Here is a 26,522-nt window from a genome sequence, read left to right on the forward strand (position 1 = left end):
CGTGTAATAACGCTTCTCAGCCCCGCTTGGTTGCCCGACGCGTCGGGCCTTTGCTTTGTGCATGTCGTTACCCCGAAACCGCTAAGCACTTTCGGGCGACATGTCATTACCGCTCGATGATGTCTGCTTCCGTTGGTACGAGGATTTCGCGTTTTCCAGCATGGTTGGCGGGGCCGATAATGCCCTCCTGCTCCATGCGCTCGATCAGCGAAGCGGCGCGGTTATAACCGATGCCAAGACGGCGCTGCACATAGGAGGTAGAGGCTTTTCCGTCCCTCAGCACGACGGCCACGGCCTGATCATAGGGGTCTTCGGAATCGGAGAAGTTGCCGGTGCCCGCCGGGCCGCCGCCAGCGCCATCCTCGTCGTCTTCCTCGGTGATCGCCTCAAGATATTCCGGCGAGCCTTGTGTCTTCAGATAGGCGACGATTTCCTCCACCTCGTTGTCGGAGACGAAGGGGCCGTGTACGCGCTGGATGCGTCCGCCGCCCGCCATATAGAGCATGTCGCCCATGCCGAGCAGCTGTTCGGCGCCCTGCTCTCCAAGAATGGTGCGGCTGTCGATCTTCGACGTCACCTGGAAGGAGATGCGGGTCGGGAAGTTCGCCTTGATCGTGCCGGTGATGACATCGACGGACGGACGCTGGGTGGCCATGATGACGTGGATGCCGGCGGCACGCGCCATCTGCGCCAGACGCTGCACCGCGCCTTCGATGTCCTTGCCGGCGACCATCATCAGGTCAGCCATTTCGTCGATGATGACGACGATATAGGGCAGGGGCTTCAGATCGAACTCTTCCGTCTCGTACATCGCCTCGCCGGTCTGGCGGTCGAAGCCGGTCTGCACGGTGCGGGTGAGGATTTCGCCCTTGTCGAGCGCCTGCTGCACGCGGCTGTTGAAGCCGTCGATATTGCGCACGCCGATCTTCGACATCTTCTTGTAACGTTCTTCCATCTCGCGCACCGTCCATTTCAGGGCCACGACGGCCTTTTTCGGATCGGTGACAACGGGGGAGAGCAGATGCGGAATGCCGTCATAGATCGACAGTTCGAGCATTTTCGGATCGATCATGATCAGGCGGCACTGTTCCGGCGACATGCGGTAAAGCAGTGACAGGATCATGGTGTTGATGGCGACGGACTTGCCCGAACCGGTGGTGCCGGCGACCAGCAGATGCGGCATCTTGGCGAGATCGGCGATGACGGGCTCGCCGCCGATCGTCTTGCCGAGCGCCATGGCAAGCTTGGCCTTGCTGTTTTCGAAATCGCGGCTGCCAATCAGTTCGCGCAAGAACACGGTTTCGCGCGTCTGGTTCGGCAGTTCGATGCCGATGGCGTTACGGCCGGGAACAACCGCTACACGGGCGGCGATCGCGCTCATGGAGCGGGCAATGTCATCTGCAAGGCCAATGACACGCGAGGATTTGATGCCGGGTGCCGGCTCCAGTTCATACAACGTGACTACAGGGCCGGGGCGGACATGGATGATTTCGCCCTTGACGCCGAAATCCTCAAGGACCCCTTCCAGAAGGCGGGCATTCTGCTCAAGCACTTCTTCGCTCAGCATATTGTCGCGCACGACATTCTTCGGTTCCGCCAGAAGATGAACGGTGGGTAACTGGAAGCCGTCTGCGGCGATAAACGAGGCCTGCGCTTCCCTTGCCACGCGTTCGCTGGGTTTGGGGCGTGCGGAGGCGGCGGCTATTCTGGGCTGCCCGCGTCCCGGTGCCTGTCTGGGAGTGAACTTCTGATCGGCCTCGTCGGCATTGTCGTCGTCCGAGAGGATGCCGCTCGGCAGACGGCGTCCGTCCGCATCGAAAGCCGGCTCGTCATCCATGTCGCCGTCATGATCGAGAGCGATGGAAGGAGGCGACATCTGCCGACGCGATGCGGCGCGTTCCTCGAAGGATGGTTCGGCGCGCTGGTCGAGGCGGTTGATTGCGGTCTTCAGGCGGGAGGGTTCGTTCAGGGTGCCGAATTCATATTCGTTGAAATCGTAAGGGTGTTCGAATTCATCGTGCAGGGACTTCGACTTCAGGCCGAACAGGCGGCGCAAGCGCGCCTGGATGGTATACCAGTAATGTGTGAGCGCGCCGAAGGCGAGAATGTTGGCGAAGAAGCCCTCACCGTCGTCGTCGTCATCCTCTTCCACCTCACGCGCGGCGCGAGCCTTGTTCGCAACCGGCGCCGGTTCTTCCCGCTCGAGTTCATCGTCCAGGCCGCCGACAACGCCCGCGGCAAACAGCATCAGCCAGGCGGCGGGTGCTGCAAATATGGCACCCAGCACGGTGGCAACGGTGCCGGTCGGGTAAGCGCCAATGAAAAGGGCGGGAAAGCGGAGAATCATGTCACCGATGACACCGCCGATGCCGTTCGGCAGCGGCCAGGTGACGGGGGCGGGAAAACAGCCGAGCGAGGCGGCGCAGACGATGGTGCCTGCAACCCAGGCGACGAGGCGGGCGGGTATCCGGCTGAATTTGCGGCCGGCGATCAGGGTGATCGCCCAGGCGATGACCGGCAGAAGGGAAATGATTGCGGAAAGCCCGAGGAACTGCATGACGATATCGGCGAAGATGGCGCCGCTGTAACCCAAGAGATTGGTGGGCTGGTTCCCCGTGGCATAGGACAGGCTCGGATCCGCCACATTCCATGTGGCGAGAGCGGCAATGCCCAGCGCGATCGTCGCGAGCAGAGCGAAACCGGCCAGAGCCATGATCTGACGCACGAAAAACGCCGTCAGCACGAAGCGCGTGTGACGACCATCGAATGTCGGAGAATGCATTCTGCCCATGTCCCTGAACCCGTCATTTTTGTGGTTTCGGCAAGATCCGGCCGTTGACCTGATCCCGGATTGACAGGGAAAACTAACCGCTTGCTGGTTAATGTCGTGTTAACCATGCAGTTTTTTGCTGTTTTCAGCAGATTTGCGGCAAAGAAAAAGGCCCGTCGAAACGGGCCTTTCTTTTGGGAAAGGGGATGGAGAACCCCTTGTCCCGAGATTACGAGTGGTAAGCGGCTTCGCCGTGGGTTGCGAGGTCGAGACCTTCGCGTTCCGCTTCCACCGGAACCCGCAGACCGACGATCACGTCAACGATCTTGTAGAGGATCACCGAGACGACCGCACACCAGACGATGGTGATGGCGACGGCGACGAACTGCGTCCAGAGCTGCGAGGTAATCGAGAAATCAGCCTTGCCGGTGCCGCCGAGCAGCGGCGACGTGAAGATGCCGGTGCCAAGAGCGCCGATGATGCCACCGATACCATGAACGCCGAAGACGTCGGCCGTGTCGTCATAACCGAACTTGTTCTTCACCACGGAGACGAAGAAGTAGCAGATCGGCGAGACGATGAGGCCGAGAACGATCGCACCCATCGGGCCAACGGAACCGGCGGCAGGCGTGACGGCAACGAGGCCGGCAATCATGCCCGAGGCAGCGCCCAGCATGGAGGCCTTGCCGCGGGTGAAGCTTTCAACCAGCGACCAGGAAACGATGGCGGCGGCCGTTGCGAGGAAGGTGTTCATGGTTGCAAGAACCGCACCGCCCGATGCTTCGAGGTTTGAGCCGGCGTTGAAGCCGAACCAGCCGAACCACAGCATGGCTGCGCCAACCAGCGTCAGCGTCATGGAGTGGGGTGCCATCATGTCCTTGCCGAAGCCGGTACGCTTGCCGACCATGATCGCGCCGATCAGGCCTGCCACACCGGCATTGATGTGAACGACCGTGCCGCCGGCGAAGTCGAGAGCGCCCATGCCGAAGATCAGGCCGTTCGCATCCCAGACCATGTGTGCAATCGGGAAGTAGACGAAAGTGGCCCACAGGATGGTGAAGAGGATGACGGCAGAGAACTTCACGCGTTCGGCGAAAGCACCGACGATCAGGGCCGGCGTGATGGCCGCAAAGGTCATCTGGAAGGCGATGAAGGTGTATTCGTAGATCACCACGCCTTCGGAGAAGGTTGCCGACGTGCTGTCAAGCGAAACGCCCGACAGGAACAGCTTGCCGAAGCCGCCGAAATAGGGACCGGTGCCGCCGCCGAAGGCGAAGGAGTATCCGTAGATCACCCAGACGAGCATCATGACCGCGCCGACGACCGTGCACTGCATGAGAACGGAGAGCATGTTCTTGGTGCGGACGAGGCCGCCGTAAAACAGCGCCAGACCGGGAATGATCATGAACAGCACGAGGATTGTCGCGACATACATGAAAGCGGTGTCGGCTTTATCCGGAACGGGCGCTGCTGCTGCCACTGCCGGCGCGGCATCCTGGGCAAAGGCGATGGCCGGGGCCATCAGGGCTGCCGCACCGGCACCCAGCTTGCCGAGTGTTGAAAACTTGTTGAATTGCATAGCGAGAAAACTCCCCTGTCAGCCGTGCTTCAAAGCGCTTCTGTGTTGGTTTCGCCTGTACGAATGCGCACGGCCTGTTCGATAGAGTAGACAAAGATCTTGCCGTCACCGATCTGCCCGGTCTTTGCCGCGGATGCGATCGCCTCGACAGCCTTGTCGACAACGTCGGATGCGACCGCGATCTCGATCTTCAGCTTGGGAAGGAAGCTCACCGCATATTCCGTGCCGCGATAAATTTCGGTATGTCCCTTCTGGCGTCCGTAACCCTTCACTTCGGTCACGGTCAGGCCCTGGATGCCGACGCCGGTGAGCGCTTCGCGCACCTCATCCAGCTTGAACGGCTTGATAATGGCCATCACAATTTTCATCTGGTTTCCCATCCTTTGTTTGTCCTCGGCACGGAGCCGACTCTCCTTGCCGCTGGCAGATCAGTAACAGCGACTGCGGACATACATTCAAAGGGCGTGCCAGTTTCGGATGGCGTGTCTAACTTATTGAAATATAAAATTTATATGACGGACGTCTGAAAAACGGGCAGGAAGTCGCGTAATTTTCGTCTATTAAATGTGCGGTTTTTGAAAAAAGCGCATTATTTAATCAATTGCCCTTTTGCGGATCAGACCTTCCTGCGCCACGGAGGCGACCAGTTCACCCTGTCTGGTGAAAATATTGCCACGGGTCAGGCCGCGGGCGCCTGAGGCGCTTGGGCTGTCCTGCGTGTAGAGCAGCCAGTCGTCCAGTCGGCAGGGGCGGTGGAACCACATGGCATGATCGAGGCTTGCCACCTGAATGGAAGGATCGAAAATCGTCGTTCCGTGGGCATAGAGCGAGGTGTCGAGCAGGGTCATATCCGAGAGATAGGCGAGAATGGCCAATTGCAGGCGCGGGTTATCAGGCACATCGCCAACGGCGCGGACCCAGATGTCCTGCTGCGGTTCCAGCTTTTCCTTCGAGATATAATGGGTCAGTGAAACCGGACGTATCTCGATCGGTCGCTTGTTGCTCCAGTAGTTCCGGATCGAAGCCGGCGCCTTGGCCAGAAAGGCTGCCTGCATCTGTTCTTCGCTCATCAGTTTTTCGGGTGGCGTCACATCAGGCATTTTTATCTGATGGTTAAAACCGTCCTCGAAGATCTGAAACGACGCCGACATGGAGAAAATCGCCTTGCCATGCTGGATGGCGACCACGCGGCGGGTACAGAAGCTCGCGCCGTCGCGAATGCGCTCCACCTGGTAGACGATAGGCACCAGCGGATCGCCGGGGCGCATGAAATAGGAATGCAGCGAATGCACTTGGCGGTTATCATCCACCGTTCTTTGCGCCGCAATCAGGGCCTGCGCGATGACCTGGCCGCCGAAAACCCGCTGCCAGCCGATTTGCGGGCTTTCGCCCCGGAACAGGTTCTCTTCCAGCTTCTCGAGATCGAGTGTGGCGATGAGGTTGGCCATCGGGTCGGACGTTTGCGAGGGATGCGACATTTTTTCAACCTGCTCCGGCTGTAGGAAGATGTCATATGGTCTATAGTGCGCCGATGATGGGTGCACAAGATTTGAGGAGAAGCGCGATGCTGGACGTGGTGGTGGCAGGCGGCGGATATGTCGGCCTTTCGGTTGCTGTCGCAATCAAGCAGGCGGCCCCACACCTCAATGTGCAGGTGGTCGAGGCTGCTCCGGAGGATGTCTGGAAGAAGGATGTCCGCGCCTCCGCGATTATCGCGGCGGCCACACGCATGCTCGATGTTTTCGGCATATGGAACGAGATCGAACCTGAGGCCCAGCCGATCAACAGGATGATCGTCACCGATTCGAAGACCGCCGATCCTGTTCGTCCGGTGTTTCTGACCTTTGATGGAGCAGTGGAAGAGGGTAGGCCGTTTGCCCATATGGTTCCGAACGTCGCGATGGTCGGGGCGCTCAGGGGGCTTTGCGAGCGTCTTTGCATCGAAATTCGCCACGGCCTCAGTGTTTCCGGCTTTACCGCAGGTGCGCAATCGACGGCGATCAGCCTTTCCGACGGCTCATCGCTAGACGCGCGATTGTTGATTGCCTGCGACGGGGTCCGCTCAGCGCTGAGAGATATGGCCGGTATCAAGACTGTGCAATGGGACTATGATCAGGCTGGTATCGTCACCACCGTCGAACATGAGCGGCCGCATGAGGGCTGCGCGGAGGAACATTTCCTGCCGTCCGGTCCCTTCGCCATCCTGCCGCTGAAGGGAAATCGTTCCTCGCTCGTCTGGACAGAACGCAAGGCGGATGCCAACCGGCTGGTGGCCGCCGATGATCTGGTGTTCGAGGAGGAGCTGGAGCGCCGGTTTGGCCACAAGCTCGGCCCTGTCCGTCCCGTCGGTCCCCGACGCGCCTTTCCGCTTGGCCTGACACTGGCACGCTCCTTCGTTGCGCCGCGTGTGGCACTTGCCGGCGATGCCGCGCACGGAATTCATCCGATCTCGGGCCAAGGCCTCAACCTTGGCTTCAAGGACGTTGCGGCGCTGGCCGAAACGGTGGTCGAGGCCGACCGGCTTGGCCTCGATATCGGCTCTCTCAACGTTCTGGAGCGTTACCAGTCTTGGCGGCGTTTCGACACCTTGCGGATGGGCGTGACGACGGATGTGCTGAACCGGCTTTTCTCCAATGATGTCGGTCCAATCCGCATCATGCGCGATTTCGGTCTGGGTGTGGTCGATCGTTTGCCGGGTCTGAAATCCTATTTCATCGGTCAGGCTGCGGGCACGACGGATGCGAATGCGCCGCGCCTGCTCACTGGCGAGGCGCTCTGATCCGGCCTTTTCCGCATGTTCCGGACCGGCTTTCCTATGATTGCCGCTTGACAGCCGATTCCGGTATTTTCTGCCGGTAGGCTTCGCCATAAAGCTGAATCCGGCCAAGGACTTATCCGGATTCATAATCTGGTATGAGCTGTGTCTTCGCCAACCAGATGTTGCGGAGAACAAAAGCTGAATCACGCGAAGTCAGCGATTCGTATTCGATTCGTTCGCAAACTGTTCTTTGCTCCTTCTGATTCCGTTTTCACCGGATTCTTTTTATTCCCTTAACCAGCTGAATCTGAACGGAAAATTGCGGCAAGTAGGCGTCTTGCACCAGTTTACAATCAAGGCCTATTGCCTTTGCCGACGGGCATTGCCATGTGTGGTGCGTGCGGCCCGCCTTAGCGACGGCGGGCGGCGCGGCCAAGCAGATGAAGTCGATTCGCGGATAGTACGTTGAATTTTCGCCCCATGATCCTGAGCGGCCGCGGTGTCACGGCCGTTCTCGGCCCCACCAATACCGGCAAGACCCACTACGCGATCGAGCGGATGGTGGCCCATGGCAGCGGTGTCATCGGCCTGCCGCTGCGTCTTCTGGCGCGTGAGGTCTATACCCGCTTGGTTGAAAAGGTGGGTGCGCCGAATGTGGCGCTGATCACCGGCGAAGAAAAAATATCTCCGCCCAAAGCCAAATATTCCGTCTGCACGGTGGAAGCCATGCCGCGCGAGACGACGGCCGCTTTCGTCGCGATCGACGAGGTGCAGTTGGCCGGCGATCTGGAGCGCGGCCATATCTTCACCGACCGCGTGCTGCATTTACGCGGGCGGGAGGAAACGCTGCTTCTGGGTGCCGGCACGATGCGCCCGATCCTGCAAAAGCTGCTGCCGGGCATTACGGTGGTGGAGCGGCCGCGCCTGTCGCAGCTTTTCTATGCGGGCCAGAAGAAAATCACCCGCCTGCCGCAACGCACGGCGATCGTCGCGTTTTCGGCAGAAGAGGTCTATGCCATCGCGGAACTCGTTCGCCGCCAGCGCGGCGGCGCGGCCGTGGTGATGGGCGCGCTCTCGCCGCGCACGCGCAATGCCCAGGTCGGGCTTTACCAGTCGGGCGACGTCGAATATCTCGTGGCGACGGACGCCATCGGCATGGGCCTCAACCTCGATGTCGATCATGTCGCGTTTGCGCAGGACCGTAAGTTCGACGGTTACCAGTTCCGCAATCTCAATCCGGGCGAGATCGGCCAGATTGCCGGCCGCGCCGGCCGCCATCTTCGCGATGGCACCTTTGGTGTGACCGGCCGTGTCGATCCGTTCGATGATGAGTTGGTGGAACGCATCGAAACCCATCAGTTCGATGCGGTGAAGGTGCTGCAGTGGCGGACGAAAAATTTCGATTTTTCCTCCATTGCCAATCTGCGTCTCAGTCTGGATGCCGCGCCTGCGATCCAGGGTCTTTCCCGCGCCTTGCCGGCAATCGACCAGCAGGCGCTCGAATATTTGTCACGTTATCCTGAGATCAACGACGTGACGACGACCGATGCGCGGGTGGAAAAACTCTGGGAGGCTTGTGCACTTCCGGACTATCGCCGCATCGCACCCGCCCAGCATGCGGATCTGATCTCGACGCTCTATTTCGATCTGGTAAAACGTGGCACGGTGAACGAAGATTTCTTAAGCGAACAGGTGCGCCGCGCCGATCGTACCGATGGAGAAATCGATACCTTGTCTGCAAGGATTGCGCAGATCAGAACATGGACTTATGTATCGAACCGCCCAGGATGGCTTGCCGATCCGACACACTGGCAAGAAAAGACGCGGGAAATCGAAGATCGATTGTCCGATGCTCTACATGAAAGGTTGACGAAACGCTTTGTTGATCGCAGGACATCTGTGCTCATGAGGCGCCTGAGAGAGAATGCGATGCTTGAAGCTGAAATCAGTGTAAATGGTGATGTCTTCGTAGAAGGACATCACGTCGGCCAATTGGCCGGGTTCCGGTTCACGCCGGTGCCGGGAATGGAAGGGCCGGATCAGAAGGCCGTTCAAGGTGCGGCCCAGAAGGCGCTCGCTCTCGAATACGAGGCGCGTGCGGCGCGTCTGCATGCCAGTGGCAACGGCGATCTCGCTTTGAGCTCCGATGGTCTGGTTCGCTGGTTGGGCGAACCGGTGGCCCGCCTTTCGGCAGGTGATAACATTATGAAGCCGCGGGTGATCCTCGTCGCCGACGAGCAGTTGAGCGGCAATGCCCGTGATCATGCGCTGGCGCGTGTCGAACGTTTCGTCAATCACCAGATTGCGACCGTGCTGAAGCCGCTGGACGATATTTCGCGCGCCGAAGACCTTCAGGGTCTGGCGAAGGGGCTGGCGTTCCAGCTGGTAGAAAATCTTGGCGTTCTGTTCCGCCGCGACGTCACCGAAGACGTGAAGTCGCTGGATCAGGATGCGCGTGCCTCCATGCGCCGTTACGGTGTGCGTTTCGGCGCCTATCATGTTTTCCTGCCTGCGCTTCTCAAGCCCGCTCCGGCGGAGCTTGTCACGCTGCTCTGGGCGCTGAAGAATGACGGCCTCGGCAAGCCGGGTTATGGCGATCTCATTCCGGTTCTGGCCGCCGGCCGTACCTCGGTGGTGACGGACCCCGCATTCGAGCGGATGTTCTACAAGCTTGCCGGTTTCCGCTTCCTCGGAAAGCGCGCCGTGCGTATCGACATTCTCGAGCGCCTGGCCGATCTCATCCGTCCGCTGTTGCAGTGGAAGCCTGGCCAGCAGCCGCGTCCGGAAGGTGCCTATGACGGCCGCCGTTTCACGACGACGACTGCGATGCTTTCCATTCTCGGCGCGACGCTCGACGATATGGAAGAGATTCTCAAGGGTCTTGGTTACCGCGCCGACCAGGTGACGGCGGAGGAGGCGCAGGTCTTCCTCGCCAGCCAGACCGGTGCTGCCGCCCCGGCCGCCGCTGAGGCGGTGGTGGAAGAGGAAAGCGCCGAGACCGAGCAGGATGAGCCGGCCTCCGAAGAGCAGGCGTCAGAGACGGCGGCTGTCGCGGAGAGCGAAGCTGTTGATGAGACGTCGGTCGTGGAAGCCGTCAGCGAAACCGCTGCGGAGACGCCTGTCGCGGAAGCCGTTGCCGAAGAGGCTGGTGCAAGCGAGGCCGTGTCCGCAGAAAGCACGGAGGCTGCAGAGCCGAAGCCTGTTCTTTTGTGGCGTCCGGGTGGCCGCAACGAAAATCAGCGCAGCGAAAACCGTCGTCCCGGCAATCGCGGTCAAAACCGTGAACAGGCTCCCCGTGAGCAGGGCGAACGTCGCGGCGAAGGCCGTCGTGACAACCGTGACGGCGCAAATCGCGAAGCTGCCAATCGTGGTGGCGAGGGCGAGCGCAAGCGTGATGGCGGACGTCCTGACCGTGGCAATCGCAACGATCGTCAAGACCGTGGTGAGCGCAAGGACAGGCCGGACCGTAATGACCGTGGCGGAAAGCCGCAGGGTCAGCAGCGTTTCGAAGCCAAGCCGCCACGCAAGGAGAAGCCGATCGATCCGGATTCGCCTTTCGCAAAGCTCGCTGCTCTCAAGGAGCAGTTGAAGAAATAAGCCCATGGGGAGCAACGAACAGCCACTGGAGAGCACGCGTCAGCGTCTGGACAAGTGGCTGTTCTTTGCCCGCATGGCCAAATCCCGCTCGCTTGCTCAAAGCTATATTCAGTCGGGTAAGGTCAAGGTCAACGGTGTCACTATCCGCCAGCCCAGCCATCTGGTGAAGGCCGCTGACCGGCTCGATATCGGTTTCGAGCGGATGGACAAGGTGCTTGTCATCAAATCCGGAGGGGAGCGACGCGGACCCTACGAGGAAGCCAGACTTCTCTACGACGATCTGACGCCGCCACGGGAGCCTTCTGACAGGTTGAGCCCGCTGGAGCAGGCGATGCGCGAGCCGGGCAGCGGCCGTCCGACAAAAAAAGAGCGTCGGGCGCTCGACAGGTTTTTGTCCGATAGTGACGGAAGCAAAGATTAGAATAAACCTCCAGGTCGGCCCCGTTTTCAGAATTGTTTATCCTTGCTATCTGAAGTCAAAGGCATTACCTCCTTTGCGAAATTGCCCTGTCTGAATTCCGGGCGTCGGCTTGTGTTCCGAAGCTCAAAGACCCGGTCTGCATATTCTGGAGTTCATCATGACATATGTCGTGACCGACAACTGCATTCGCTGCAAATATACCGATTGCGTTGAAGTCTGCCCCGTTGACTGCTTCTACGAGGGTGAAAATTTTCTCGCGATCAACCCCGACGAATGTATCGATTGCGGTGTGTGCGAACCGGAATGTCCCGCCGAGGCGATCAAGCCCGATACGGAGCCGGGTCTCGACAAGTGGCTGAAGCTCAATACGGAATATGCGGCGATCTGGCCAAATATCACCATCAAGCGTGATCCCATGCCCGAGGCCAAGGAAATGGACGGCGTTGAGGGCAAGCTGGAGCTTTATTTTTCCGCAGAGCCCGGTCAGGGCGACTGAATTTCGACGATACGGCGTCTTTAGCGCCGTCATTTCTAGAGCCCTCGCAGCACAGGCGCGAGGGCTTTTTGCTGAATTTCAGCAGGTCATCCGCCGCGGCCGGATTGCAGGGTGGTCGATAGCAACGTCAAAAGAGCCACGCTGTCTTCCAGGCTTTGCCGCTGGCGACTTTGCAATATGGCTGCTTGCAGGCGGTTCATCTCGCGTGCGATCGCAGCCGGCTGCCATGTCCGCAGCGCCCTTTCGATGATCGGCTTTCGGCGAAAATGGATATGGCGTCCGAGTGTCTGCATGACCTGACCGGCCTGCTGCTTTTTCTCGTCCATCTCGGCCCGCATCTGGTCGAGCAGCTGGAATTGCTTGAGGCATCCCTGAAGCACGAGGAAGATCGGCGTCTTCGACGAGACGATCTTCTGGGTGGTGTGGAAAAAGGCGTTTCTGTCGCCTTTCAGGATGGCGTCAACTGCATCGTCAGCGGAAACCGTACTGGCATCGCCGATGATGGCCAGCACGTCTTCTTCTTCAATCACTTCCGCGCCACGGCAATAAAGCGCCAGCTTGCGGATTTCGTTGCGCGATGCGATGCGATCGCCACCCAGGGATTCGATCAGCCTTTGTCGTGCGGCGGGCGCGATGCGCAGATTGTCGTTGGAAAGCTCCTGATCGATCAATGCGTTCAGAGATCGCGCATCGTCCGCATAACAGGGGATCGCGGCGATGGAGCGCGCGGGTTCCGCGATCTTGCGCAGCCCCGTGCCCTTCTTGATGTCGCCAGCCTCTATAATCAGGAAGCTCGCCTCTGGCGGTGTCTCGGCCAGAATCTGGAGCGCGTCCACCAGTGCCTTTTCCGCCGCCGCACTTTTGATCCAGACGAGTTTTTCGCCGCCGAAAAGGCCGATGGCGTTCACCTCGTCGAGAAGGCGACCGGGATCGCCCTGCAGATCGGATGCGGTCAGCTTCAAAGATGCGAAAGCGTCATCCGGGTCGATGCCAGTCTTTTTGGCGATGAGGGTTGCCCGTTCCGACACAAGGCCGCGGTCCGGACCATAGAGCACGAAAACGCGAAAGCGCTCCGCCGGATTTTCGGCGAAGCGCTCAAATTCATGCGATTTTATCTCCGCCACGGCCTTGGCTCTCAGCGGCCGAGGGTGGCGGCGATATCGGTACGGATGATTTCAGCCAGTTCCCGGGCGGCGCGGTTTTCGGCGTCGCGGGTTGCCCTGATCTTGGCGAATTCCTGCTGCGGCAGGTCCACCTGCGCCGTCACGCTGCGGCGTGCGGAGCGCAGGATCTGGCCGTCGGAAATACGCGTCAGGACATATTGACCGCTCATCACCACGCGGCCGGGATAAGGGCCGTCATAGTTGTTGTTGGTGCGGGTCGTCAGGTCGTAATTCTCGACTTCCGTGGAGGTGGCGCTCGAGCTTACGGAAATCTTGACATTATACTGGGCCGTGGCCGGTTCACCCGCGCCGCCAGCCATCAGGAAGATCAGCTGGTTGCGGACTTCCTGCCCAACCCTGCCACCGACTTCGGAGACGCTGACAGCCGCCAGCCTCTCCTTGGTTCCGGAAGCCTCGCCATAAAGCGGGCGCACCTGGCAACCCGCCAGAAGACCGGCCATCATCACGACGGAAATTGCTGCCGCGACGCGGCTCCATCTCGAAAAAACGTCAGACAACAATGTTCACAATCCTCTGCGGAACCACGATGACTTTCTTGGGCTCGCCACCGGCAAGAATAGATTTGACGGCATCCAGAGCAAGGGCAGCCGCACGGACCGCATCTTGATCCGCATCGCGCGCGATTGTCAATTCGCCGCGCTTCTTGCCGTTGACCTGCACGGGCATGACCACGTCGTTTTCCTCAACCAGCGAGGCGACGAAGACCGGCCATGGCGTCTGTGCCACGAGACCCTCATTACCCAGCGCCGACCAGCATTCTTCCGCCAGATGCGGCGTCATGGGGGCGATGATGCGGATGAGGATTTCGACGGCATCGCGAGCAGCTGCCCTGACGTCGTCAGACTTTCCGCCTGCTGCGACGTCCGCAAGTGGCCCGGCGAGCGCGTTGACCAGCTCATAGATGCGGGCGATCGCCTTGTTGAAGGCGAGCTTGTCCAGATCTTCCTGAACGGCCTTCAGCGTCTTGTGGGCCGCCTTGGAGGCTACCAGCCCTTCGCCCTCGGCCGCCGGCTTCGGCTTGACGCTCTTCAGCTCACTCGCGACTTCGCCGACAATGCGCCAGACGCGCTGGACGAAGCGGTTTGAGCCCTCCACACCCGCTTCGGACCAGATGACGTCACGATCAGGGGGCGAATCAGACAGAACGAAGAAACGTGCGGTATCGGCCCCATAGGATGCGATGATATCGTCAGGGTCGACCACGTTCTTCTTCGACTTCGACATCTTCTCGATGGAGCCGATCTTCACTTCTGCGCCGGAAGACAACAGGAATGCCCGGCGTGCGCCGTCGGTCTCTTCGATGCGCAGGTCGGCGGGGGCTATCCATTCGCGGCTCATGCCTTCGCCGTGGCTATAGGTCTCGTGAACCACCATACCCTGCGTGAACAGGCCCTTGAAGGGCTCCTTGACGCCGACATGGCCGGTTTCGCGCATGGCGCGGGTGAAGAAACGCGAATAGAGCAGATGCAGGATCGCGTGCTCGATGCCGCCGATATATTGATCGACCGGCAGCCAGTGATTGGCGACCTTGGGGTCGGTCGGCTGGTCTTCCCACGGTGCTGTAAAGCGGGTGTAATACCAGCTGGAATCGACGAAGGTGTCCATCGTGTCGGTTTCGCGCCGCGCGTCATGGCCGCATTGCGGGCAGGAAACGTGCCGCCATGTGGGGTGGCGATCCAGCGGGTTGCCGGGCACGTCGAAAGTCACGTCGTCGGGCAGCTTGACCGGCAGGTCCTTTTTCGAAACCGGCACCACGCCGCAGACTTCGCAGTGAATGACCGGGATAGGGCAACCCCAGTAACGCTGGCGGGAAATGCCCCAGTCGCGCAGGCGGAAATTGACCTTGCGCTCGGCCTGCGGTGCATTCCCCAGAGTCTCAGCGGACAGCTTCTGCACGACGGCTTCGAAGGCGTCAGCCGTCTTCATGCCGTTCAGGAAGCCGGAATTGATCATCACGCCATCATCGGTGAAGGCGGTGTCCTCAACGGTGAAGCTTGCGGCGTCGGGACCTTCGGGTGCGACGACGGCCACGACCGGCAGGCCGTATTTACGGGCGAAATCCAGATCGCGCTGGTCACCCGAGGGGCAACCGAAGATTGCGCCTGTGCCGTAATCCATCAATACGAAGTTTGCGACATAGACGGGCAGTTCCCAGCTGGGATCCAGCGGGTGTACGACCTTGACGCCGGTATCGATGCCCTTCTTTTCGGCGGTTTCCAGCGCTGCCAAAGAGGTGCCATGGCGGCGGCATTCGTCGCAGAACTCGGCAATATCAGGATTGTTCGCCGACAGTTCCCTTGCCAGCGGATGGTCAGCGGCGATCGCCAGGAAGGACGCGCCGAACAGCGTGTCGGGGCGCGTTGTATAGACGGTGATATCGGAAAAACCTTGCGGCGCCGTGTCAGCGACGGTCTGCCAGCGCAGCGACAGGCCTTCGGAACGGCCGATCCAGTTCTTCTGCATCAGGCGCACTTTTTCCGGCCATTGATCCAGTTCGTCCAACTCGTCCAGCAGGTCTTGGCTGAAATCGGTGATGCGGAAGAACCATTGCGTCAGTTCACGCTGTTCGACCAGCGCGCCGGAGCGCCAGCCGCGGCCGTCGATCACCTGCTCATTGGCCAGAACCGTGTGGTCGACCGGATCCCAGTTGACCTTGGACTGCTTGCGGTAAACCAGACCCTTTTCCATGAAATCGACAAACAGCGCCTGCTGACGATGGTAATATTCCACGTCGCAGGTCGCAAATTCACGGGTCCAGTCCAAGGACAGGCCCATGGATTTCAGCTGGCCGCGCATGGTGGCGATGTTCTGGTAGGTCCAGTCCTTGGGGTGGACCTTGTTCTGCATTGCGGCATTTTCCGCAGGCATGCCGAAGGCGTCCCAGCCCATCGGGTGCAGAACGTTGAAGCCGCGCGCGCGCTTGTAACGGGCAACGACGTCGCCCATGGCGTAGTTGCGGACATGGCCCATGTGGATGCGTCCCGATGGATACGGAAACATCTCCAGAACGTAATATTTCTCGCGCGGGTCGCTGTTGTCGGTGACGAAAACGTTGTCTTCGTTCCATTTCTGCTGCCAGCGCGGCTCGGCGTCGCGAGGATTGTAACGTTCGATGGCCATTGTGTAGAATTCCGGGTATCGAGGGGAAAAATTTGCGCTGACCTTCACCATGAAACGACCGGGGCGTCAAGTTTGGCGGGGCGTTCGGGCGTTCAATCTTGGCCAGCGTGCTTCAAATGGTGCTAAACCCGCTTGGCATCAAGGCAATCGGCGTCTAGTTAGCGGTTCGAACGGTTTAAAAAAGGTCTTGTGATGGAAATCGAAGCACGTCTTGAGGATGTCAGGCAGCGCATTGCGGATGTTGCGGAAAAATCTGGCCGCAAGGCAACGGATGTTGCGCTCGTCGCGGTCTCGAAGACATTCGACGCAGAGGCAATTCAGCCCGTCATCGATGCCGGCCAGCGCGTGTTTGGTGAAAACCGTGTGCAGGAGGCGCAGGGCAAGTGGCCTGCCCTGAAAGAAGAGACATCGGATATCGAACTGCGTCTGATCGGACCGCTGCAATCCAACAAGGCTGCGGATGCGGTGGCTTTGTTTGATGTCGTCGAGAGCGTGGACCGGGAAAAGATCGCCCGCGCGCTTTCCGAAGAATGCGCCAAACAGGGCCGCAGCCTGCGGTTTTATGTACAGGTCAACACCGGCCTTGAACCGCAGAAGGCCGGCATCGATCCGCGTGAAACGGTCGCCTTCGTGGCTTTTTGTCGGGACGACTTGAAACTGTCGGTCGAGGGGTTGATGTGTATTCCGCCGGCGGAGGAAAATCCGGGGCCGCATTTTGCGCTTTTGGCCAAGCTTGCCAGGCAATGTGGCCTTGAGAAGCTTTCCATGGGCATGTCCGGCGATTTCGAAACCGCCGTAGAGTTCGGTGCCACCAGCGTCCGGGTCGGCTCGGCGATCTTCGGCACCCGGTAAAATCCTTAAAACAAAAAACCCGGCACTGCGGCCGGGTTTCAAATGTCGGAAAGACTTCGATCAGTATTGATCGTCCTCGTCTTCGTCCTTCGGTGCAGACTTCAGCGAGGAAAGCTTCTTGAAGACGGCGTCGGCGTCGATCTGCTGTTCTTCCTCGCGCTGGAAATTGTAATCCAGACCTTCCGTCGCCGTTGCTGGCTGCAGCGTGTTGCCGAGTTCTTCGGCGGTCGGCAGCGGGCGGCCGCGCGATGCGCGTTCGACTTCAAGGTCAAGATCGATCTGGCTGCAGAGGCCGAGCGTTACCGGGTCCATCGGCGTCAGGTTGGCCGAATTCCAATGGGTGCGGTCGCGAATCTGTTCGATGGTGGATTTGGTGGTGCCGACGAGGCGCGAAATCTGCGCATCCTTCAGTTCCGGATGGTTGCGAACCAGCCAGAGAATGGCGTTCGGACGGTCCTGACGCTTGGACACCGGCGTATAACGCGGGCCGCGACGCTTTGATTCCGGCACGCGCACCTTCGGCTCGGAAAGCTTGAGCTTGTGGTTGGGGTTGCCTTCGGCACGGGCGATCTCGTCGCGGGAAAGCTGTCCGGTCGCGATCGGATCCAGACCCTTGATGCCCTGCGCGGCTTCACCATCGGCAATCGCCTTGACTTCAAGCGGATGCAGTTTGCAGAACGTGGCGATCTGATCGAACGACAGCGCGGTGTTGTCAACCAGCCATACAGCCGTAGCTTTTGGCATGAGCAATTGTTGAGCCATAGATACAGTCCTTCTGTCCGTCCGCGCCGGGGTCGCGGGCGTGGTATCAACCACTGATTTCCGGGATATTGGCGCTCTATAACCGGATTGCATCATAATTGCAATTCTTTGCAAAACAAATGCCTTTGTCTAATTGCCGTCAGTCATTGACCTGCTATGAATTCACCACATGCCCGAGGTGGGAGTCTCTGGGCGCGCGCTAAAACAAGACATACTTGGTTTCAGGAGGAGTTCATGTCTGCCAAAATCTACCCGGTGCTCAAATCGGCGAAAGCCCGCACGCTCATCGATAATGAGCGTTACCAGAAATGGTATCAGGAGAGCGTCGAGGATCCGGAAAAGTTCTGGGACAAGCACGGCCGGCGGATCGACTGGTTCAAGCCCTATACCAAGGTCAAGAACACTTCCTTTAAGGGAAGAGTGCCGATCAAGTGGTTCGAGGACGGCCTGACCAACGTCTCCTACAACTGTATCGACCGGCATCTGAAGACGCATGGCGAGCGCACGGCGATCATCTGGGAAGGCGACAATCCCTATATCGACAAGAAGATCACCTATAACCAGCTTTATGACTATGTCTGCCGTCTGGCGAATGTGCTGAAGAAGCACGGCGTCAAGAAGGGCGACCGCGTCACCATCTACATGCCGATGATACCAGAAGCGGCCTATGCCATGCTCGCCTGCGCGCGTATCGGTGCGGTGCATTCCGTCGTCTTTGGCGGCTTCTCGCCGGAAGCGCTGGCGGGCCGTATCGTCGATTGCGAATCGACCTTTGTCATCACCTGCGATGAAGGCGTGCGCGGCGGCAAGCCGATCCCGCTCAAGGAAAATACCGATAAGGCGATCGATATCGCCGCCAAGCAATATGTCATCGTCAACAAGGTTCTGGTCGTGCGCCGCACCGGCGGCAAGACCGGCTGGGCGCCAGGCCGCGATATCTGGTACCATCAGGAAATCGCCACGGTGAAGCCGGATTGCCCGCCGGCGAAGATGCGGGCGGAAGATCCGCTGTTTATCCTCTACACATCAGGGTCCACCGGCAAGCCGAAGGGCGTTCTGCACACGACGGGTGGTTATCTCGTCTATACGTCGATGACGCATGAATATGTGTTCGACTACAAGGATGGCGAGGTCTTCTGGTGTACGGCCGATGTCGGCTGGGTCACAGGCCATTCCTACATCGTCTACGGGCCACTTGCGAATTGTGCGACGACGTTGATGTTCGAAGGCGTTCCCAACTTCCCGGATCAGGGTCGTTTCTGGGAAGTCATCGACAAGCACAAGGTCAATATCTTCTACACCGCGCCGACAGCGCTTCGATCGCTGATGGGGGCTGGCGACCAGTTCGTCACGCGTTCGTCGCGCTCCAGCATCCGGCTTCTGGGCACGGTCGGCGAGCCGATCAATCCGGAAGCATGGGAATGGTATTACCATGTGGTCGGCGAGGACAAGAGCCCCATTGTCGATACTTGGTGGCAGACGGAAACCGGTGGCATTCTGATATCGCCGTTGCCAGGCGCGACCGATCTAAAGCCGGGTTCGGCGACACGGCCATTCTTCGGCGTGCAGCCGCAGCTTGTCGATGCTGAAGGCAATGTGCTGGAAGGGCCGGCCGACGGCAATCTCTGCATCACCGACAGCTGGCCGGGCCAGTCGCGGTCGGTTTATGGCGATCACCAGCGCTTTGTCGATACGTATTTCTCGACCTACAAGGGCAAGTATTTCACTGGCGATGGCTGCCGGCGTGACGAGGACGGTTATTACTGGATCACCGGTCGTGTCGATGACGTGCTGAACGTCTCCGGCCACCGCCTCGGTACCGCCGAAGTCGAATCCGCGCTGGTGTCGCATCATCTCGTTTCGGAAGCGGCCGTGGTCGGTTATCCGCACCCTATCAAGGGACAGGGCATTTATTGTTATGTCACGCTGATGGCGGGGCAGAATGGCGATTATGCGCTGCGCGAGGAGTTGGTGAAGCACGTCCGCAACGAGATCGGGCCGGTTGCTACGCCGGACAAGATCCAGTTCGCGCCGGGCCTGCCCAAGACGCGCTCCGGCAAGATCATGCGGCGTATCCTGCGCAAGATCGCCGAGGATGATTTTGGCACGCTGGGGGATACGTCGACGCTTGCCGATCCGGCAGTGGTGGAAGACCTCATCGCCAACCGCCAGAACCGCACGGCGTCCTGATTTTCTGGAAAGGCTGCTTCGGCAGCCTTTTTCTTTCTGCAAACGAAAACACCCGGAAGCGAACTTCCGGGTGTTTTTTATTCAATACAGACAGGCTTACTGGCCGCGGATCTTCTTCAGGTCGGCCAGAACGGCATCAACAACGTCCGCACCGATTTCAGCCTTGTGCTTTTCGTAAACGACCATCGACTTCTCGCGGATACGGGTCTGTTCTTCCGGAGACAGCGAGTTGACCTCGAGACCGGCAGCCTTGATCTTTTCCAGCGACTTCTGGTTCAGTTCGCGGATGACCTTGCGCTCTTCGTCGCGGCCGACGACTGCACATTCGCGGAGCGCCGTCTGTTCTTCCGCCGTATAGCTGTCGAAGATCGGCTTGGAGAAGAGGAAGAGGAACGGCGTGTAGGCGTGGTTCGTCTCGGTGATGTACTTCTGCACCTCGTAGAACTTGGAGGTGTCGATCGTCACATAGGGGTTTTCCTGCGCGTCGATTGCGTTGGTTTCAAGCGCCGAGAAGACTTCGCCGAAAGCCATCGGCGTCGCATTGGCGCCGAGGTTCTGGAAGGTGTCGAGGAAGATGTTGTTCTGCATTACGCGGACCTTGAGGCCCGAGAAATCTTCCCACTTGTTCACGGCGTGCTTGGAGTTCGACAGGTTGCGGAAACCGTTTTCCCAGTAGGCCAGGTTGACGAGGCCCTGTTCTTCCAGCTTCTTGTTCATCATGTCGCCGAAGGCGCCGTCCATGACGGCATCGGCTTCCTTGTCGTTGGCGAAAAGGAACGGCAGGTCGAAGACGCCGAGCGACGGGATGAGGCCGACGAGCGGCGACGACGACGTCACGACGGCTTCCTGAACGCCGGAGCGCAGGGCCTGTGTTGCCTGAAGGTCACCGCCGAGCGCGCCGCCCCAGAATGCCGTCAGCTTCAGCTTGCCGCCCGACTTGTCGTCGAGGCAGGCCTGCATGGCCTTGATGCCGTTGCCAACCGGGTGGTCCTGGTTGATGCCGTTCGAGACGCGGATGTTGCGGCTGTTGAATTCAGCCATTGCCGGGGCTGCCGCGCCAACGGCGAAAGCGATGGCGGTGGTGGTCAGAAGAAGCTTTCTCATAATATCCTCCCTTGGATTGTGGTTGAGAAAAAGTATCGATTAGCGAAGGTACTGCAGAGGCACCAGGACGATGTCCGGGAAAATCACCAGCAGCGCCAGGACGATGGTTTCGGCAACGAGGAACGGCCAGACGCCGACCGTGACCTTGCCGAGCGGGATGCGCCCGACGCCGCTGACGACGTTCAGTACAACGCCAACCGGAGGGGTAATCAGGCCGATGGCGTTGTTGATGATGAAGAGTACACCGAAATAGATCGGATCGATGCCCGCCTGCTTGACGATAGGCATCAGAACGGGCGTCAGGATGAGGATGGTCGGCGTCAGGTCGAGCGCCGTGCCGACGATGAAAACCAGCACCATCATCGCGGCCATCAGCAGCATCGGGCGATCGATCAGCGGCTCGATATAGCCTGCCACTTCGTTCGGAATATTCGCAGCCGTGATGAGCCACGCGGAGACGAGTGCTGCGCAGACGAGGAACATGATGATCGAGGTGCTCTTGGCAGCACGCAGGAGGACATGAAACAGGTCCGCCGGCTTCAATTCGCGATAGATCACCATGCCGACAAAGAGCGCATAGGCGGCGGCAACGACGGCAGCTTCCGTCGGTGTCATGATGCCGGCCTTGATGCCGCCGAGAATGATGACAGGCATGCCGAGCGCCCAGCCGGCGCGAGCGGTCACGAGCAGACGTTCCTTGCCCGAAGTCTTCGGCAGGGGCTTTACGTTGTCCTTACGCACCACGATCAGCCAGGCGATGATGAGCGATGTGCCCATCAGAATACCCGGAACGATGCCGGCGAGGAAAAGCTGGGTGATCGAGACGTTGGCGGCGACACCGAAGACGATGAAGGCCATGGACGGCGGAATGACCGGCGCGATGATACCGCCTGCGGCAATGAGGCCGCCGGAGCGCGGGATGTTGTAACCGGCCTTCGCCATCATCGGAATGAGGATCGCGGCAAGGGCTGCGGTATCGGCTGCGGCCGAACCGGAGATGCTGGCCATGATGATGGCCGCGACGATGGCCACGATGCCGAGGCCGCCACGGATATGGCCGACGAGTGCGATCGCGAAGTCGATGATGCGGCGGGAGAGACCACCGGAATTCATCAGTTCGCCAGCCAGAATGAAGAAGGGGATGGCGAGCAGCGTGAAGGTATCGGCGCCCGAGATCATGTTCTGGGCGATGATCGCGGTGTTGAACATGCCCATGTACCACATGAGCACGACGCCGCAGAACATCAGGGAGAAGGCGACGGGAACGCCGATCGCCATGGCCCCCAGCAGAGAGCCGACAAAAACGAAAAGTGTCATGGTATCAGCGCTCCGAAAGCTGTTCGATCGTCAGGTTCTCGCCCGCGAACTGGGCGATTTCGTCTTCTGTGACGCGACCCGTCAGATAACGGTACAGGCGCTCCAGCGCGATGATGAACATCAGGCCGCCGGTGAACATGCCGATGCCATATACCCAGATCATCGAAAGCTTGGTGACAGGGGCATGCATGCTGGCATTGATGGCGGACTGCTTCCAGGTTCCCCAGAAGAAGATGGCGGAACAGGCAAGGATAATGATGTTCGATACGATCATGCAAAAAACGCGGGCGCGGCGCGACAGGAACATCACGAGCGTTTCAATACCCATGTGGCTGTTTTCGCGAAAGGTCAGCACGGCGCCGATGAAAGTCAGCCACACGAAGAAATAGCGCGACAGTTCTTCAGAGATGTTGATGCCGGAATTCATCGTGTAACGCATGACGACGTTGACGAAGACCATGATCGACATGCCGGCAAGCAGCAGGACGAGAATGATTTCGAGAATCCGGTAAAAGAGATTGATGGTCTTTTGCATTTTCCCCTCCCGAAGAAATATCTGAAGCATTTTCGGCTAAGGATCGCCGCGAATGCTCCACCTATGGGTTTTTCGCAAAAACTGCACGCACCTCTGCTGATCGCTCAGAGTAGCCCGCGTTTCGCCAGATTGCGCATCAGGGCCGCGGTGCCGAATGTCCATTCCGGGCATTCGTCTGTTGTCGCGACCCAATTGATCAACTTGCCGAGCTTGGGCGAGGAGATTTCGACACGGTCGCCCCTGGAGTGGGTGAAACCGAGACCCGGCCCATGACGATCCTTCACCGGCGCGAACATCGTGCCAAGGAAAAAGACGGCTCCGTCAGGATATTGATGATTGCGGTTCAGAAGCTGGGATGCAAGGTCTTCCGGGGTGCGGCTGATCGCCTCCATGGGGCTTACACCCGTCATGGTGAAACCGTCTTCGCCTTCGACCAGAAGCGAAATCTGCGACTTCTTCACGTCTTCAATGGTGAAGCGTCCGTCAAACAGGCGGATAAAGGGGCCGATCGCGCAGGATGCGTTGTTATCCTTCGCCTTGCTGAGCAGGAGGGCGGAGCGGCCTTCGAAATCGCGCAGGTTGACGTCGTTGCCGAGGGTTGCACCGACAATGCGGCCGTCGGAGGCAATGGCGAGCACCACTTCCGGCTCCGGGTTGTTCCATTGCGACTTCGGGTGAACGCCGATCAGCGCGCCGCAGCCGACCGAAGCCATGGCCTGCGCCTTGGAGAATATTTCCGCATCCGGACCGATGCCGACTTCCAGATATTGCGACCAGAGGCCCATTTCCTGGAGCAGCTTCTTCACTTCCGCTGCTTTTTCTGAACCGGCCTCAAGTCCTTTGAGGTTGTCGCCGAGAACCGGAGCCAGCCGTCCGCGAATTTCCTGCGCACGAAGAGGGTCGCCCTTGGCCTGCTCTTCGATCACCCGTTCAAGCATGCTGTCGGCGAAGGTAACGCCTGCGGCCTTGACGGCCTGAATATCGTTGGGGGCAAGAAGTTCGCCGGCCGAGCCGTCGAGAAAGGCGTCGAGCGTGCCGAGTGCGACGAATGTTCCGGTATCGGCAAGCCGCTCCACCAGATCCGTCTTTTCCAGAAGTTCGGACATGGTGGGCGAGATAGAGGTGAGGTCATAAAGCACGCCATCCTTGAGCAGGACGGGGCAGGGGCCGCCTTCGCTTTTCGACCAGACGCGGCCGACGAGCAAAGCGTTTTCAGAATCCGCAGGCAGAATTGCGGTAGCGTCGATGGACCTTGTGCCGGTCATATATATCCTCCCCTTTCAGCCTTCCGACAGGCCGCCTCCTGCGGTCTTATTGTCTGGATGTCTGACAACCTAATCTTATTCTTCTTAGTATGACTTTTGAAGCGAGTCTAGCGGTCTCACCGACAAAATTATCGTCTTTTATCGCTGGTTATCCGCAAAGCCCGGAAACCTGTCCTATAGCTTTACGGTTCACGCGTTTATTTTTCTTTTCAGAAAATATCCAGTTCGAGATTGACCCGGCTTGCGGCGCCGATCAGGTGCTTGCGCATGGCGTTTTTGGCGGCTGTTGCGTCGGCCTTCTCGACGGCCTCGTAGATTGCCACATGTTCGGCGATCGTCACCTCGAGAATTTCACCAAAAACCGCGCGGGAGAACGCGATATTGATGGCCGAGCTGATGCGTTCCGCGATGAAACCGAGGAACATCAGGAAATATTCGTTCTGGGTTGCCTCTGCCAGAATGCGGTGAAAGTCGAGATCGGCCGCCACACCTTCCGTCGACCAGTCGTCAGCGGTCTTCATCTTTTCCAGCGCCGCCGCCAGCCGCGCCAGCTGCTGCGTACTGCGGTGCAGTGCTGCGAGCCCCGCCGCCTCGATTTCGAGCGGCATGCGAAGCTGGAAGAGATCGCGAAAATTTTCAGGGTCGTTCAGCCGGGATCGCTCGATGCGGATGGACAGCCTCTGCCGGGGATCGGTGACGAATGCACCCACGCCCTGGCGGGTTTCGACGAAACCTTCATTGCGCAATTGCGCGATAGCTTCGCGAATGACCGAGCGGCTGACACCGAAGGTTTTTGCCAGAACATGTTCCGTCGGCAGCCTGTCGCCCGGCCCGAGTTTCGAATCATTGATCTCGCGCGCGATCTCCGCGGCGATCCGGCCGGGCAGATGGTCGTTGCGATGTATCTGATTGAACTCCAGCGTCATGGTTGCTCCCGTTCCATAGAAACGATTGGTTCGTTTTCCAGCGGCAGCGACTTCCTCCTTCGCCACCAGTGGGGTTCGGCAAGGGCGGTCTATCGCGCCGCCTTTGCCATTCCTCGATTAGCTATCCGGTTGCAGGCTTATCTGGCAACCGGGATTCATCCGCAGATCAGGGTCGAAGGCATTTTTCAGACCAGTGATCATCCGGCGCTGCACATCAGATAGCCGGCTTTCGAAATCGGAGCGCTTCAGGCGGCCGATGCCGTGTTCGGCGCTGATGCTGCCGACGTAACGGTCGAGGACCTCGTTAACGAGTGTCTTGGACTTGTAGATGAACGCCTCACGCTCCTGCGGTGTCGCACCGTTGGGCGGCAAGACGTTGAGATGGACGTTGCCGTCGCCGACATGGCCATAGGAAACGGCAAGGCATTCCGGCAGTTTTTCCGCAAGTTCGGCCTCGGCCTCGGCCACGAAAGCCGAGAGTTTCGAAAGCGGCACCGAAATGTCGGTACGCATATGGCTGCCGCGCAGGGCCTGGCCTTCATTCATGCCCTCACGGAAAAGCCACAGCGACTGCGCCTGCGCACGCGAGGAGGCAATGACGCCATCCAGCACCAGACCGTCTTCCATGACGCCCTCAAGGAAGCGGCCCATTAGATCGGCGGTATCCACCAGACCGGAGCCGGAAATTTCCATCAGCACATAGGCCGGATAATCGCCGGCGATCGGCATTTTGAGATCGGGTATGGCTTCGATCGCCAGCGTGAAGGCGACGGGCGGCATGAATTCGAAGGCGGACATCAGGTCGCAACATTCGCGGCGGGCGCGGCGGTAAAGCTTGATGGCGTCGTCAAGCGAATTGAGGCCAAGCAGCGCGGTTTCGACATGTTCTGGATTGGGGTAAAGCTTGACGGCCACGGCGGTGATGATGCCGAGCGTTCCTTCCGCACCGATGAAAAGCTGCTTCAGATCGATACCGCGATTGTCCTTGCGCAGGGTCGACAGGCCGTTCCAGATAGTGCCATCCGACAGGACCACTTCTAGACCCAGAACCAGTTCGCGGGTCATACCGTAACGCAGAACATTGATGCCGCCGGCATTGGTGGAGACGTTGCCGCCGATGCGGCAGCTGCCCTGCGCGCCGAGCGACAGCGGGAAGAACATGCCCTTGTCCTGAACGGCATCCTTGAATTCCGAGAGAATGCAGCCGGCTTCAACGACAGCGGAAAAATCGTCGCTGTCTATGGTGCGGATGGCGTTCATACGCTCAAGGCTCAGCACGACCTGATGTTTGGGAGTATCGGGAATGCCGCCGAGCACCAGTCCGGTATTGCCGCCCTGGGGGATGATGGCGAGGCCGAGTTCGGCGCAGGCGCGCACCGTGTCGGACACTTCCTGCGTAGAACGAGGGCGGATGACGGCCACGGCCGAACTGGTGACATCCCCGTGCCAGTCGCGGCAATAGCGCAGCATGTCTTCCTGCGATGTCAGTAGCAGGGCCTCGCCAAGCCTGTTCTTCAACGAGAACCGCAATTCCTCGATATCGTGTTCACTCACGATCGTCATTCCACCCTCTCCGTCCAATCCGCCCTAAAATATGAGGGCAAGGGTTTGTGGCCTTGCTTTTGCCGGCGCCCCTGCTTTTGTTA

Annotated in this window: 20 protein-coding genes; 6 read left to right on the forward strand and 14 right to left on the reverse strand. The window is 59.4% G+C overall.

Features of this window, described 5'->3' with window-relative positions; translation table 11 throughout:
• Positions 1-106 precede the first annotated feature (106 nt).
• The 4 genes from JZX89_RS18725 to tesB form a co-directional block, all read right to left on the reverse strand.
• Positions 107-2,782 (reverse strand): DNA translocase FtsK, encoded by a 2,676-nt coding sequence (locus JZX89_RS18725; protein WP_207134995.1) that lies wholly within the window; start codon positions 2,780-2,782, stop codon positions 107-109.
• Positions 2,783-2,999: 217 nt separating this feature from the next.
• Positions 3,000-4,349 carry an ammonium transporter gene (locus JZX89_RS18730; protein ID WP_149900417.1) on the reverse strand — a complete coding sequence of 450 codons (1,350 nt, stop codon included), beginning with the start codon at positions 4,347-4,349 and terminating at the stop codon, positions 3,000-3,002.
• A 29-nt stretch (positions 4,350-4,378) separates the two neighbouring features.
• On the reverse strand, positions 4,379-4,729 hold the full coding sequence (locus tag JZX89_RS18735) for a P-II family nitrogen regulator (protein ID WP_019565993.1): 351 nt from the start codon (positions 4,727-4,729) through the stop codon (positions 4,379-4,381).
• Between the two features lie 213 nt (positions 4,730-4,942).
• Entirely contained in the window at positions 4,943-5,827 is an 885-nt protein-coding gene (gene tesB / locus JZX89_RS18740; protein ID WP_207134996.1) for an acyl-CoA thioesterase II, read from the reverse strand.
• A gap of 56 nt (positions 5,828-5,883) precedes the next feature.
• Here tesB and JZX89_RS18745 point away from each other — a divergent pair, with 56 nt between their 5' ends.
• The 4 genes from JZX89_RS18745 to fdxA all read left to right on the forward strand — a co-directional run bounded on the left by JZX89_RS18745 (position 5,884) and on the right by fdxA (position 11,621).
• Positions 5,884-7,128 carry a ubiquinone biosynthesis hydroxylase gene (locus JZX89_RS18745; protein ID WP_207135049.1) on the forward strand — a complete coding sequence of 415 codons (1,245 nt, stop codon included), beginning with the start codon at positions 5,884-5,886 and terminating at the stop codon, positions 7,126-7,128.
• Between the two features lie 459 nt (positions 7,129-7,587).
• Entirely contained in the window at positions 7,588-10,704 is a 3,117-nt protein-coding gene (locus JZX89_RS18750; protein WP_207135050.1) for a helicase-related protein, read from the forward strand.
• A 4-nt stretch (positions 10,705-10,708) separates the two neighbouring features.
• Positions 10,709-11,125, forward strand: coding sequence for an RNA-binding S4 domain-containing protein (locus JZX89_RS18755; protein ID WP_149900420.1), 417 nt, complete (start codon positions 10,709-10,711; stop codon positions 11,123-11,125).
• Positions 11,126-11,282: 157 nt separating this feature from the next.
• The gene (fdxA, locus tag JZX89_RS18760) at positions 11,283-11,621 is read left to right on the forward strand and encodes a ferredoxin FdxA (protein WP_149900421.1); all 339 of its coding nucleotides are present in this window, start codon (positions 11,283-11,285) and stop codon (positions 11,619-11,621) included.
• An 86-nt stretch (positions 11,622-11,707) separates the two neighbouring features.
• Here the strand turns inward: fdxA and holA are convergent, their stop codons facing one another.
• Genes holA through leuS form a run of 3 tightly spaced genes read right to left on the reverse strand, consistent with a single transcriptional unit; the run spans position 11,708 to position 15,925 of the window.
• Positions 11,708-12,745: a DNA polymerase III subunit delta gene (gene holA / locus JZX89_RS18765; RefSeq protein WP_207134997.1), complete on the reverse strand. Its 1,038-nt coding sequence runs from the start codon at positions 12,743-12,745 to the stop codon at positions 11,708-11,710.
• 11 nt (positions 12,746-12,756) lie between these two features.
• Positions 12,757-13,302, reverse strand: coding sequence for an LPS assembly lipoprotein LptE (locus JZX89_RS18770; protein ID WP_052818700.1), 546 nt, complete (start codon positions 13,300-13,302; stop codon positions 12,757-12,759).
• A complete protein-coding gene (gene leuS / locus JZX89_RS18775) occupies positions 13,295-15,925 on the reverse strand; it encodes a leucine--tRNA ligase (protein WP_207134998.1) in 2,631 nt (876 codons plus the stop codon). Before leuS ends, JZX89_RS18770 begins: the two co-directional genes overlap by 8 nt.
• 192 nt (positions 15,926-16,117) lie before the next feature.
• Between leuS and JZX89_RS18780 the strand changes: the two genes are divergently transcribed.
• A complete protein-coding gene (locus tag JZX89_RS18780) occupies positions 16,118-16,777 on the forward strand; it encodes a YggS family pyridoxal phosphate-dependent enzyme (RefSeq protein WP_207134999.1) in 660 nt (219 codons plus the stop codon).
• Between the two features lie 60 nt (positions 16,778-16,837).
• On the opposite strand, the gene JZX89_RS18785 is transcribed toward JZX89_RS18780, so the two are convergent.
• On the reverse strand, positions 16,838-17,539 hold the full coding sequence (locus JZX89_RS18785; RefSeq protein ID WP_174374312.1) for a DUF1013 domain-containing protein: 702 nt from the start codon (positions 17,537-17,539) through the stop codon (positions 16,838-16,840).
• 234 nt (positions 17,540-17,773) lie between these two features.
• Here JZX89_RS18785 and acs point away from each other — a divergent pair, with 234 nt between their 5' ends.
• Positions 17,774-19,729: an acetate--CoA ligase gene (gene acs, locus JZX89_RS18790; protein ID WP_153515463.1), complete on the forward strand. Its 1,956-nt coding sequence runs from the start codon at positions 17,774-17,776 to the stop codon at positions 19,727-19,729.
• Between the two features lie 96 nt (positions 19,730-19,825).
• Here the strand turns inward: acs and JZX89_RS18795 are convergent, their stop codons facing one another.
• The 6 genes from JZX89_RS18795 to JZX89_RS18820 all read right to left on the reverse strand — a co-directional run bounded on the left by JZX89_RS18795 (position 19,826) and on the right by JZX89_RS18820 (position 26,439).
• A complete protein-coding gene (locus JZX89_RS18795; protein WP_149900426.1) occupies positions 19,826-20,833 on the reverse strand; it encodes a TRAP transporter substrate-binding protein in 1,008 nt (335 codons plus the stop codon).
• Positions 20,834-20,872: 39 nt separating this feature from the next.
• Entirely contained in the window at positions 20,873-22,150 is a 1,278-nt protein-coding gene (locus tag JZX89_RS18800) for a TRAP transporter large permease (RefSeq protein ID WP_149900427.1), read from the reverse strand.
• A 4-nt stretch (positions 22,151-22,154) separates the two neighbouring features.
• On the reverse strand, positions 22,155-22,685 hold the full coding sequence (locus JZX89_RS18805; protein WP_149900428.1) for a TRAP transporter small permease: 531 nt from the start codon (positions 22,683-22,685) through the stop codon (positions 22,155-22,157).
• A gap of 104 nt (positions 22,686-22,789) precedes the next feature.
• Complete coding sequence (locus tag JZX89_RS18810; RefSeq protein WP_207135000.1) at positions 22,790-23,950, reverse strand: fumarylacetoacetate hydrolase family protein; 1,161 nt, start codon at positions 23,948-23,950, stop codon at positions 22,790-22,792.
• Positions 23,951-24,159: 209 nt separating this feature from the next.
• Positions 24,160-24,876 (reverse strand): FadR/GntR family transcriptional regulator, encoded by a 717-nt coding sequence (locus JZX89_RS18815; RefSeq protein ID WP_207135001.1) that lies wholly within the window; start codon positions 24,874-24,876, stop codon positions 24,160-24,162.
• A gap of 117 nt (positions 24,877-24,993) precedes the next feature.
• Complete coding sequence (locus JZX89_RS18820; RefSeq protein WP_207135002.1) at positions 24,994-26,439, reverse strand: FAD-binding oxidoreductase; 1,446 nt, start codon at positions 26,437-26,439, stop codon at positions 24,994-24,996.
• Positions 26,440-26,522 lie beyond the last annotated feature (83 nt).

Source organism: Agrobacterium burrii (assembly GCF_017313405.1).
Classification (GTDB): Bacteria; Pseudomonadota; Alphaproteobacteria; order Rhizobiales; family Rhizobiaceae; genus Agrobacterium; species Agrobacterium burrii.